This is a genomic window from Rhizobium sp. S96, assembly GCF_030382195.1.
Lineage (GTDB): Bacteria > Pseudomonadota > Alphaproteobacteria > Rhizobiales > Rhizobiaceae > Rhizobium.
This window is the reverse complement of the sequence record NZ_JAUDRY010000017.1, coordinates 13,332-25,284: the sequence shown is the minus strand read 5'-3', so window position 1 is coordinate 25,284 and position 11,953 is coordinate 13,332. Positions and strand designations below refer to the sequence as shown.

Below are 11,953 nucleotides of genomic sequence, written 5' to 3'. Positions count from 1 at the left end.
TGCTCCGCCTTTTCTGTTTTCATGCCCCTGCCATGGGGCTATGTCTTGATTGACGTACATCGGGCGGGAGGAGTCGCGCGGTGTCTCGGTCGAAGGAGGCATTGATGCATATTGCGATTGTCGGCGCTGCAGGCATGATCGGGCGAAAGCTGACAGCCCGGCTGGTTTCCGATGGAGCGCTGGCAGGGCAGACGGTGACGCGGCTGTCGCTGGTCGATGTCATCGAGCCGGACGTCCCACAAGGTTTCGGTGGTCGGGCAGATGTCGCCGCCATTGATATTTCAATGCCAGGGCAGGCGGCGAAGATCGTCAGCTCCCGCCCTGACGTCATATTCCATCTGGCCGCCATCGTTTCCGGCGAGGCCGAGCTGGATTTCGAGAAGGGCTATGGCATTAATCTGGAGGGGACGCGGGCACTGTTCGAGGCAATTCGCCTTGCTCACCTTCGGGATAGTTACCGGCCTTGCGTCGTCTTTACCTCGTCGATCGCGGTCTTCGGTGCGCCATTCCCCGATGTCATTCCCGACGACTTCAATCTGACACCTCTCACGAGCTACGGTACGCAGAAGGCGATGGGAGAACTCCTGCTCGCGGACTATACCCGCCGCGGGTTCATCGATGGCATCGGCATCCGCCTGCCAACGATCTGCATCCGGCCGGGAAAACCGAACAAGGCGGCGTCAGGATTTTTCTCCGGGATCTTGCGCGAACCCTTGGCTGGGCAACCTGCCATTCTTCCGGTGCCGGATACCGTTCGTCACTGGCACGCATCGCCGCGTTCGGCGGTTGGCTTCCTGATCCATGCCGCCAGCATCGATCTCCAGCCGCTGGGCTCCCGCCGCAGCCTGACCATGCCGGGTGTCTGTGCTTCGGTCGGCGAGCAGATCGAGGCCCTGCGGCGCATCGCGGGCGACAAGGCCGTCGCGCTCATCCGTCGCGAACCTGATGAAATGGTCATGAAGATCGTCGCGGGCTGGCCGCAAGCCTTCGATGCCCGGCGCGCGACGGAGCTCGGTTTCCGCGCCGATGCCTCGTTCGACGACATTATTCGCGTGCATATCGATGATGAGATGGGAGGAGTGCTTTGATGAGCGACAAGGCGCGCAATATTGCGTTTCTGGGAACCGGACTGATGGGCGCGCCGATGGTCCGGCGGCTTCTCGGCGCGGGTTTCCCGGTGACTGTCTGGAACAGGGACAAGACGAAGGCAGAGGCGCTTGCCCAGGACGGAGCCGTCGTGGCTGATACGCCTGCCGCTGCCGTGAACGGAGCGGCGGTCGTCTTCACTATGTTGAGTGACGGTAATGCCGTTGGCGACGTGCTGTTTTCGAAGGGCGTGGCGGACGCATTGGCCGCAGGGGCGATCGTCATCGACTCGAGTTCGATATCGCCCAAACAGGCGCGTGAACATGCGGGCAAACTGGCCGAGCGGGGCATTCGTCACCTGGATGCACCGGTCTCCGGCGGCGTTGTCGGGGCGACTGCCGGGACATTGGCGATCATGGCGGGGGGCGATGAAGCGCTGGTCGGCCAGCTGGCGGATGTCTTTGCGCCGCTGGGGCGTGTGACATATGTCGGCCCGAGCGGCACCGGCCAGCTTGCCAAGCTCGGTAACCAGCAGATTGTTGCGGTGACGATCGGCGCGGTTGCCGAGGCGATGATGCTGGTCGAGGCCGGCGGCGGCTCACGCGAGGCGTTTCGCCGGGCGATCCGCGGCGGCTTTGCGGAGAGCCGGATCCTGGATGTCCACGGCCAGCGAATGGTCGAACGCAGTTTTGGCAATGCCGGCCCTTCGAGGCTGCAGCTCAAGGACCTGAACAATATTCTGGCGGAGGCCGAAAGCCTGTCGCTGACACTGCCGCTGACGGAGGCTGTTCGGTCCGAATTTGCCGAGTTCGTCGCGAATGGCGGCGGAGATACGGATCATAGCGGTCTGCTGCTTCATCTGGAGAAGAAGAACACCGGTGCCGGTGAATAGTCGAGCGGACGGCGAGCCTCTTCATCTCGTCGTGCGTGCCGATTCGCGCACAATCGTTGATGGATTTTTAGGGTGTCCTAATTAATGTCTCGCGTGAGGGTTGGTGACCGCGTACAAGCAATAGATCGGATGTGCCCCTATTTTTGAAGCTGAGTGAGGCTTAGACGGCGTTGGTACCAGACAATCCCATACGATCCGAGCGAGAGTTTCAGGATATCCTGCGCCGCCTCGAGCTTGCGCTGGATGCCTCGCAGATCGGTGTGTGGGAACACGACCTGGACCGAAACGTGATCTCCTGGGACGCGCAGATGCATCGGCTCTATCGAACGGGACGGTCGAGCGGTCCTGTGGCAACCGCGGTCTGGGCCGACGCGATTCATCCTGATGATCGGTTGCGTGCCGAAGGCGAGTTCGACGCGGCCGTTGCCGAGCGCGGCCAGTATAATTCCGAATTCCGCATCATCTGGCCGAACGGCGAGATCCGGTACATTCGCTCGCGTGCGCATTTTTATGTCAGCGATGAGGGCAGACCTTCCTTCATCGGCGCGGAATGGGATGTGACGGCGGACGTGTTGCTCAATGACGAGGCGGCGCGGCAACGGTCCGTCGCGGAGGCACGCGCCCTTGCGCTTGAGGAGAGCAACGCCCGGATCGAATATGCGGCGGAGCATGACTATCTGACCGGATTGCCGAACCGGCGTCTTTTCGACAGCCGGCTGGCTGAACTTGCGGAAATGCCCGATGTGGCGACGCTTGCTGTGCTGCATCTCGATCTCGACCAGTTCAAGCAGATCAACGACAGCCATGGTCACACCGCCGGTGACGCGGTCTTGCGCGCTGCCGCACTGCGGATCGAGGCGGCCATTCCGGAGACTGCGATGGCCGCTCGTATCGGCGGCGACGAGTTCGTCATCGTCCTTGTCAATTTTGGCGGGATGGCTGCGTTGAACCGCATGGCGAAAGATGTGCAGCGTCGATTGAAGAAGAAGGTTCGGTTTGGCCAGGAGCTTCTTCAGTCGGGTGCCTCGATCGGGATTTCCTGGTCCGCCAATCGCGGCGAGGCAAACCTGCTCGCGGAGTCGGATATCGCGCTTTATCAGGCGAAAGCATCGGGCCGCGATCGCATCGAGTTCTTCTCGCAGCAGCTGAAGGACGACCTGATGAGCAAGCGGCGGCTTGCGGAGGAACTGACGCTCGCGCTCGAGTCCGGCGACATCGTCCCGTTCTACCAGCTGCAATTCGACGCTCGGACGCGCGAGATTGTCGGCATCGAGGCATTGGCCCGCTGGAAACACCCGGAGCGAGGCATTCTTGCGCCCGGGACGTTCCTGAAGGTTGCGGATGAGTACAATCTATCCGCCGAGCTCGATGCGACAATTCTCCGGCGCGTGCTCGCCGACCGGCGCTCGTGGGAGCGGCACGGCGCGAAAGTCCCGCATATCGCTGTCAATATTTCCGGTCAGCGGCTCTATGATCCGCTGCTCGTGGACGATCTGGTGGCTCTCAAGATTGCGCCGAATTCCATCGTCTTCGAGCTGATCGAGACGATCTTTCTCGATGATTGCGACGACGAGCTGCTTCAGCGCGTCGATCGGATCAAGCAGATGGGGATCGAAATCGAGATCGACGACTTTGGTTCCGGTCACGCATCGCTGATCGGTCTTGTCCGGCTGCGGCCGACGCGGCTGAAGATCGACCGGCAGCTTGTCGACGAGATTGATACCTCCGAGGAGCAGCGTCGCGTCGTCAAGTCGATCGTCGAAATCGCCAAGGCTCTCGATGTCGGGGTGATTGCCGAAGGCGTCGAAACGGAAGCGCATGCAGCGGTACTTGCAGACCTTGGCTGCGAAACGCTGCAGGGGTTCGCGCTTAGCCATCCGGCGTCCGCAGCTGAAGTCAGCGGCGTCTTTGCAAGGCTTGCTGCGAAAGCAGCGCGCGGGCGCTTGTGATCTAGGCTGTCTGCGGCTCGAGCTCGCGGTGAGCTTCGAGGTACCACTCGACAAAGGCCTTAACGCCGGTCGCCAGCGGGGTGGTCGGCTTGTAGCCGGTCAGGGCAACCAGCAGGTCGGCGCTGGCGAATGTCCGGGGGACATCACCCTTCTGCATGGGCAGCATCACGCGCTTCGCCGGTCGGGCCAGCGCCTTTTCGACGGTTTCGACAAAGTCCAGCAGGCTCACCTGCTGGCCGCCGCCAATGTTGACGACGCGGAACGGGGCCTGATGCGACAGCGTCTCGACGCGCTCGTCATTCACACGGTTGCTTTCCGAAGGAATGACGGCCGCCAACCTGACGATCGATTCCACCAGATCGTCGATATAGGTGAAATCCCGGCTCATCTTGCCTTCGCCGTAGATTTCGATCGGCTGGTCTTGCAGGATGTTCTTGACGAACTTGAAGAGCGCCATATCCGGGCGACCCCATGGGCCGTAGACCGTGAAGAAGCGGAACGCCGTCGTCGGGATCTTGTGGAGGTGCGAATAGCTGTGCGCCATCAACTCCATCGACTTCTTCGTCGCGGCATAGAAGGTGAGCGGCTCGTCGGCGCGGTCCGTTTCGCGGAACGGTACCGACGCGTTGGCGCCGTAGATCGACGAGGTGGAAGCCAGCAGCAGGTGCTGGATCCCGGCGCTTTTGGCTGCCTCCAGAACGTTCCAGGAGCCTTCGAGATTGGAGGTTAGGTAGGCGTGTGGGTTCTCAAGACTGTATCGGACACCCGCCTGCGCAGCCAAGTGAATGATGATATCCGGCTTGGCGGAGGCGACAGCGTCCTCCAAGGCCTTGCGATCCTCAAGCATTGCGGTGACGGCGCGGAACGCCGGGAACTGCGCCAATGCGGCATTCCGCATATGCTTGAGGCGGATGTTGTAATAGTGCGTCATTCCATCGAAGCCGACGACTTCGTGACCGTCCTGAAGCAGGCGGCGGGCAAGATGAAACCCTATGAAGCCGGCCGTGCCGGTGATGAAATAGCGCATTCCTATTGAAGCTCGCTTTTCTTGCCGACGGCGAAGTAGCTGAAGCCGTGGCGGGTAACCTCGGCGGTCGGGTAGATGTTGCGCAGGTCCACCAGAACGGGTTGCCGCACCAGTCCCTTCAGGCGCTTGAAATCGAGCGCGCGGAATTCATCCCATTCCGTCACAAGCACGATGGCGTCGGCGCCTTCGGCGATCTCATATGGGTCCTTGCCGTAGGTGACAGGGCCAAGCAGGTCGCGCGAGGCCTCCATGCCTTCCGGATCGTATACATGGACCGTCGCACCGCCGTCGAGCAGGGCCTGGACAATGGTGATGGACGGCGCATCGCGCATGTCGTCCGTGTTCGGTTTGAAGGTCAGGCCGAGGATCGCGATCTTCTTGCCGCGCACGCTGCCGCCGCAAGCGGCAATCACCTTGCGGCCCATGGCGCGCTTGCGGTTGTCGTTGATAGCGACGGTGGTTTCGATCAGGCGCATCGGGCTGTCGAAATCCTGGGCGGTCTTGACCAGCGCCAGCGTGTCCTTGGGGAAGCACGAGCCGCCGTAGCCGGGACCGGCGTGCAGGAACTTGTCGCCGATGCGCTTGTCCATGCCAATGCCCTTGGACACCTTCTGCACATCCGCGCCGATCTGTTCGCAGAGGTCCGCGATCTCGTTGATGAAGGTGATCTTCATCGCGAGGAAGGCGTTGGCGGCATATTTGATCAGCTCGGACGTGCGGCGTTCGCAGAAGTAAAGCGGTGCTTCGTTGAGATAAAGCGGCCGGTAGACTTCCCGCATGATCTCGATCGCACGCGGCTCTTCCGTCCCAAGAACGATGCGGTCAGGGCGCTTGAAGTCGCTGATCGCGGCGCCCTCGCGGAGGAATTCGGGATTGGAGACGACCGCGATATCCTTGTCTGGGAACTCCTCGCGGAAGATGCGCTCGAGTTCGTCACCGGTTCCGACAGGTACTGTCGACTTGGTCACCACGACGGTGAAGCCGTTGACGGCGGCCGCAATTTCACGGGCTGCAGCGTAGACGTAGCTCAGGTCGGCATGACCGTCGCCACGGCGCGACGGCGTGCCGACAGCGATGAAGACGACATCGGCATCCGCAACCGAAGGAGCCAAGTCCTTGGAGAAGTCCAGGCGACCTGCACTTCGGTTGTTCTCGATGATCGCACCGAGGCCGGGCTCGTAGATCGGAACTTCGCCGGCTTCAAGGGCGTCGATCTTGGCCACGGATTTATCAACGCAGGTTACGTGGTGGCCGAAATCAGCCAGACAAGCACCAGAGACAAGGCCGACATAGCCTGAGCCAATCATCACAATACGCATGGGTTCAATCCCCGAAACATCGATAGGGACCCGACCGACCGGCGGGTTTGTGACGGTGTTACAGAGGTAATTTTATAAGTTCAAGACAAACGAGCCTAGTTCCTTCCGAACTCGTCGACGATGCGGATGATGTCGTCTTCGCCGAGATAGGAGCCGGTCTGCACTTCGATCAGCTCGAGCGTGATCTTTCCGGGGTTGGCGAGACGGTGCACTTCTCCAAGCGGAATATAGACCGACTCGTTCTCGCGCAGCATCTGCACGTTGTCGCCGATGGTCACTTCGGCCGTGCCCTTCACCACGATCCAGTGTTCGGAGCGGTGATGGTGCTTCTGCAGCGACAGCTTCATTCCGGGGGTGACGAAGATGCGTTTCACCTGGAAGCGATCGCCATTCAGGATGGAGGTATAGCCGCCCCAGGGGCGGTAGGACGTCGGGTGCGTTTCGGTCAGCTTGGATGTCGCGGGCAGGGCGGCGAGCATCTTGACGATATCGCCCACGCCCTGGCTGTCTTCCAGCCGTCCGACATAGACCGCGTCTTCGCTGGCAACAACGGCGATGTTCTCCATGCCTTGCACGGCAAGGTGCACGCCATGCGTCATGACGAGCGAATTCTTGGTGTTGACCAGCGTGGTGTTGGCGGCTGCCACATTGCCAAGTTCGTCACGGCTGCCGCTCTTCCAGACGGAATCCCAGCTGCCGAGGTCCGACCACTTGAACGGCGAAGGAACGACGGCGGCGTTGCTTGTCTTTTCCATGATCGCGTAGTCGATGGAAATGTTGGGGCTGGCGGAAAAGGCCGCCTTGTCGAGCCGGATGAAATCGAGGTCCTTGACGCCCTTGGCGACTGCCTCGCTGGCGGCCTTCAGCGCCGCCGGAGCGTAGTTTGTCATCTCGCTGATGAGGCGGGAGACCGAGAACATGAACATGCCGGAGTTCCAGTAGAAACCTCCCTGCGCCAGCATTTCCTCGGCCTTTGCAAGCGGCGGCTTCTCGATGAAACGCTTCACCGTCTTCGCGCCGCTAGGAAGGTTGTCGCCGCCCTCAATGTAGCCGTAGCCGGTAGCGGGTTCCGTGGGGTTGATGCCGAAGGTGACGAGTTTGCCGTCGGCGGCCGTGGCCGCGGCCATGCGCACCGATTCAAAATAGGAATCGTCGGCGACGATCTCATAGTCTGAGCCGAGCACATGCATGATCGTGTCGTCGCCGAAGCGTTCACGCACCAGCGTCGCGGCTGCCGCGACGGCTGCCGCGGTGTTGCGGGCTGTCGGCTCCAGCAGGATGGCCGCGAGGCCGAGATCCAGTTCGCGCGCCTGTTCCGCGACCAGAAAGCGGAACTCCTCGTTGGTGAGCACCACCGGCGCCGTATAGAGCGTCGCGTCGGAGACGCGCAGCAGCGTTTCCTGGAACAGCGTGCGGTCGCCGATGAAGCGGATGAACTGCTTTGGCGCAGCGGCGCGCGACAAAGGCCAAAGGCGGGTGCCTTTTCCGCCTGCCATAATCACTGGAACTATCTTCTGCATCACAGCGTCCTCGAATGTTCTTATGTCGTCAATCAGTTTGCGGCCGCCCATTGGCGGATGCGGGCGAGTCCGTCAGCGAGCAGGCCGGCGGCTGCGGCCTCGGTCTCCGCCTCGACGTAACAGCGCATCTCCGGAGCGTTGCCGGAGGGTCTGAAATGGATGATCCGCCGATCCTTGAGCGTCACCCGAAGGCCGTCGATATCGCTGATCGCGGCAACGTCGCCGATGGGCTCAAGAAAGGTGGCAAGATTTTCCGGGCCGGCGCGCAGGTAGGCCATGAGCCGGGCGCTCGTCTCGACGGGGAAATTCTCGAGACGGTCGGCGGCGGCAACTGGAAGGCGGTACGCGGCGACCAACGCCGAAAGCGGCTGCTTCGTCGATGCTGCGAGCGAAAGCGTCGCCAATATCGGCAGGAAGCAGTCTCTGGTTGGCAAGGCCCGCAGCGGCTGCCCGCGCACGGAAAAGTCGCTTGCGGTGAGTACACCACCGTTTGCCTCAAAGCCGGCGACACCGTCACTGCCAGCCGTGCGTGCATCCTGCATGCCTGCTATAACGAAGGGCGATCCGACACGCGTGCGGACCACCCGAAAATTGCCGGCGGATTCGATACCGGAGTTCGAGGTGACGGGGGTGACCACCACTTTTGCGTCGAGAAAATTGGCCGTGATCAGCCCAAGCAGGTCGCCGCGCAGTGGCTGGCCATTTTCATCGGCGACAAGCGGGCGATCGCCGTCGCCATCTGCCGAGACGATGGCATCCAGACCATATTGCTTTGCCGCGTTCTTGAGGATCGCAATGGTTTCCTCAGAGACCGCTTCCGTATCGACGGGGATGAATGTTTCGGAGCGCCCGAAAGCGATCACCGTGGCGCCGTACTGTTCAAGCAATTCCACCAGCAGGTCGCGAGCGACCGTGCTGTGCTGGTAGACACCGATGGTCAGGCCTGCGAGTGCGCCGTTTTCGAGCAGTCCGGTATTGCGCTGGACAAACAATGCGCGGCACTCTTCGGAGCGACCCCGAGCGGTTTTTGCGCCCGGCGTGAAAGAAAAGCCTGCCCGGTCAAGCTCAGCGGCGGCTGCGGTGATCGCCGCTTCGTCGTCCTTGTCGATCTCGCCGTCGGGCCGGTAGAATTTGATGCCGTTTCTGTCGGCGGGAATATGGGAGCCGGTGATCATCAGGCAGGCAGCGCGTTCCTGCAGGCCGTACAGGGCCAGCGCGGGCGTTGGGACTGTGCCGCAGTCGGCTGTCCTGAAACCGAGGCCGGCAAGCGCATCGACGCAATTTTCAGCCATCTCCGGGCTGGAGTCACGGAAGTCGCGGCCCACCATAATGAGATCGCTAGGCTGGGCACGTCGGCTGTCCAGCAGGTATCGACCAAAGGCTGTCGCATAGAGCGCGGAGGCGCGGCCTTTCAGATCCTCGGAAAGGCCTCGTAGCCCGCTTGTACCAAATTTCATCCTGAATAAGCCCTCGGATGCGCTTGAATTCGCTAGTGCTTTGGACGCAATCTACGCAAAGATTGTAAATTTTAACGACTGGCGACCGATAAAATGTCTGCCAAATCCCTTTTCGAAGCAAGTTTAAAGCTCGGTCAACGGGACGGGCGGAGGCATGGCCATGAGTGAACGGACGATAGCGCTTGAAGAAAGCTGGAGAGATGCGCTCGCTGCAGAGTTCGAAAGTCCCTACATGCAGCAGCTCAAGGCTTTTCTGACGGCGCAAAAGCAGAGTGGCAAGCGGATATTTCCAAAGGGAGCGGAGTATTTTCGCGCCTTGGACCTCACGCCGCTCGCCGACGTCAAGGTCGTCATTCTCGGGCAGGACCCGTATCATGGCCTCGGGCAGGCACATGGTCTGTGCTTCAGCGTTCGGCCCGGCGTGCGAATTCCGCCGTCGCTCGTCAATATCTACAAGGAAATGCAACGCGATCTCGGGATCACACCGGCCAAGCATGGGTTTCTCGAGCAATGGGCCCGGCAAGGCGTCCTGCTCCTGAACAGCGTTCTCACCGTCGAAGAGGCGCAAGCTGCATCCCATCAGGGAAAGGGCTGGGAGAAGTTTACCGACGCGGTGATCCGCAAGGTGAACGATGAATGCGATGCGGTGGTGTTCATGCTTTGGGGCGCCTATGCGCAACGCAAGGCGGCGTTTGTCGACACGTCCCGGCATCTCGTTCTGAAGGCGGCGCATCCTTCGCCGCTTTCGGCACATAATGGATTTTTCGGCTGCGGGCATTTTTCCCAGGCCAATGCCTTCCTTCAGGCACACGGCCGCGAGCCGATCATCTGGCAGCTTCCGCTCCAGCCGGAGGACATCTGACGCATTGCTGAACGAACTGATCTTGTCGTTCACTATAAGGAGACAATGCGTTCCGGTCGGCAGGACTATTCCTGTCGGCGGTTAAGGATCATCTATCACCCATCGAAAGCCCGCGAGGCGGGCCAGAAAGGGGTCTTAAATGCTCGATCAGATCAAGGGTCTGCACCACGTCACGTCGATGGCGGAGGACGCCCGCACCAACAATCAGTTTTTCACGAATGCGCTCGGTTTGCGCCGGGTCAAGAAAACCGTGAACTTCGACGCACCTGACGTCTATCACCTCTATTACGGTGACGAGACCGGGTCGCCAGGTACGATCATGACCTATTTTCCATTTCCCAAGATGGCCCAGGGTCGTCCCGGCACGGGCGAGGTGGGAACAACGGTCTACTCCATCCCCGAAGGGTCGATCGGCTTCTGGAGCGATCGCCTTTCCAAGCTGAATGTCGGCGGTCTCAAGGCCGAAGAGACATTCGGTGAAAAGCGCTTGAACTTTGCCGGTCCCGACGGCGATGGTTTCGCGCTCGTCGAGGTCAAGGACGATAACCGCCTGCCATGGACCCATGGCGGGATCAGCGAGGATCATGCGATCCGCGGCTTCCACTCCGTCGCCATGCGTTTGCGCGATGACGGTGCTACCTCGGAGCTGCTGAAGTTCATGGGCTACCAAGTGCAGGAAGAGCGAGACGGCGTGAAGCGCCTGACAATCCCGGGTGGCAACGGCGCACATCTTGTCGATCTCGAAACCATGCCGAATATCTCGCGCGCCTTGCCGGGTGCGGGGTCGGTCCACCACGTGGCCTTCGCCGTCGAGAACCGCGAAAAGCAGCTCGAAGTCCGCAAGGCGCTGATGGACACGGGCTACCAGGTCACGCCTGTTATCGACCGCGATTACTTTTGGGCGATCTATTTCCGCACGCCGGGTGGCGTCCTGTTCGAGGTTGCGACGAACGAACCCGGTTTCGACCGTGACGAGGATACCGCGCATCTCGGTGAAGCACTGAAACTGCCGCAACAGCATCAGCATCTGCGGTCCCTGCTCGAACAGCACCTGCAGCCGCTGGAAGGCTGAGGTAGGAGATTGACATGACCGAAAGCAATTATGTGCACCGGCTGCATGCCGGTGCGCCAGGCAAACCCATTCTCTTCGCACTCCACGGCACTGGCGGCGACGAAAACCAGTTCTTCGATTTCGTGCGACGCTTGCTGCCGGACGCGACCATCGTTTCGCCGCGCGGCGATATTTCCGAGTATGGAGCGGCGCGCTTCTTCAAGCGAACGGGCGAAGGTGTCTACGACATGGCCGATCTTGCGCGGGCGACCGACAAGATGGCTGCCTTCGTCGAGAGACTTGCCGAGGAGCACAGCGCTTCGTCGATCCTGGGCCTCGGCTTTTCAAATGGGGCCAACATTCTTGCCAACGTGCTGATCGAGAAGGGGTTGTTCGACGCTTCGGCGTTGATGCATCCGCTCATTCCGTTCCAGCCCAAGGCAAATCCTGCCCTGGCGGGCCGCAAGATACTGATCACCGCCGGTCAACGGGATCCGATTTGCCCCGCGCCGGTAACGCAGGCGCTGGCTGACTATTTCGAAAGCCAGAATGCGTCCGTCGCGACGGAATGGCACCCGGGTGGGCACGATATCCGTCCGAACGAAATCGACGCGGTTCGAGTACTTTTCGAGCCATATCGATAGATCGAGACTGCATCGGACAGTCGGCTATGAGGCTGTCCGATGCATGACCGGGCGGCGCCGAGTTGCCGCAAATATAATGCGATGATCTCTAGTTGTATATTCAATCATTTATGGTAATTGTTTTTTAACAATACCTGGGCGGGTGC

Annotated in this window: 10 protein-coding genes; 6 read left to right on the top strand and 4 right to left on the bottom strand. The window is 60.8% G+C overall.

Going from position 1 to position 11,953, the window contains the following annotated elements; genetic code table 11:
* Positions 1-104 precede the first annotated feature (104 nt).
* From denD to QTL94_RS19180, 3 genes are all read left to right on the top strand, one after another.
* Entirely contained in the window at positions 105-1,088 is a 984-nt protein-coding gene (gene denD / locus QTL94_RS19190; protein WP_289802903.1) for a D-erythronate dehydrogenase, read from the top strand.
* Positions 1,088-1,978, top strand: a complete 891-nt coding sequence (locus QTL94_RS19185; protein ID WP_289802902.1) for an NAD(P)-dependent oxidoreductase — start codon at positions 1,088-1,090, stop codon at positions 1,976-1,978. The genes denD and QTL94_RS19185 overlap by 1 nt, the downstream gene beginning before the upstream one ends.
* 170 nt (positions 1,979-2,148) lie before the next feature.
* Positions 2,149-3,927, top strand: a complete 1,779-nt coding sequence (locus QTL94_RS19180; RefSeq protein ID WP_289802901.1) for a putative bifunctional diguanylate cyclase/phosphodiesterase — start codon at positions 2,149-2,151, stop codon at positions 3,925-3,927.
* A 1-nt stretch (position 3,928) separates the two neighbouring features.
* Here QTL94_RS19180 and QTL94_RS19175 read toward each other — a convergent pair whose 3' ends face one another.
* The 4 genes from QTL94_RS19175 to QTL94_RS19160 form a co-directional block, all read right to left on the bottom strand.
* On the bottom strand, positions 3,929-4,954 hold the full coding sequence (locus tag QTL94_RS19175) for an NAD-dependent epimerase (protein ID WP_065691200.1): 1,026 nt from the start codon (positions 4,952-4,954) through the stop codon (positions 3,929-3,931).
* A gap of 2 nt (positions 4,955-4,956) precedes the next feature.
* The gene (locus QTL94_RS19170) at positions 4,957-6,273 is read right to left on the bottom strand and encodes a UDP-glucose dehydrogenase family protein (RefSeq protein ID WP_065691199.1); all 1,317 of its coding nucleotides are present in this window, start codon (positions 6,271-6,273) and stop codon (positions 4,957-4,959) included.
* Positions 6,274-6,368: 95 nt separating this feature from the next.
* Positions 6,369-7,796, bottom strand: coding sequence for a mannose-1-phosphate guanylyltransferase/mannose-6-phosphate isomerase (locus QTL94_RS19165; RefSeq protein WP_289802900.1), 1,428 nt, complete (start codon positions 7,794-7,796; stop codon positions 6,369-6,371).
* 29 nt (positions 7,797-7,825) lie between these two features.
* Positions 7,826-9,250: a phosphomannomutase gene (locus tag QTL94_RS19160; RefSeq protein ID WP_289802899.1), complete on the bottom strand. Its 1,425-nt coding sequence runs from the start codon at positions 9,248-9,250 to the stop codon at positions 7,826-7,828.
* Between the two features lie 160 nt (positions 9,251-9,410).
* Here QTL94_RS19160 and ung point away from each other — a divergent pair, with 160 nt between their 5' ends.
* From ung to QTL94_RS19145, 3 genes are all read left to right on the top strand, one after another.
* Positions 9,411-10,112 carry a uracil-DNA glycosylase gene (gene ung, locus QTL94_RS19155; RefSeq protein ID WP_289802898.1) on the top strand — a complete coding sequence of 234 codons (702 nt, stop codon included), beginning with the start codon at positions 9,411-9,413 and terminating at the stop codon, positions 10,110-10,112.
* Positions 10,113-10,251: 139 nt separating this feature from the next.
* Complete coding sequence (locus QTL94_RS19150; RefSeq protein WP_289802897.1) at positions 10,252-11,184, top strand: VOC family protein; 933 nt, start codon at positions 10,252-10,254, stop codon at positions 11,182-11,184.
* A 14-nt stretch (positions 11,185-11,198) separates the two neighbouring features.
* A complete protein-coding gene (locus tag QTL94_RS19145; protein ID WP_289802896.1) occupies positions 11,199-11,807 on the top strand; it encodes an alpha/beta hydrolase in 609 nt (202 codons plus the stop codon).
* The last annotated feature ends 146 nt before the right edge of the window (positions 11,808-11,953 follow it).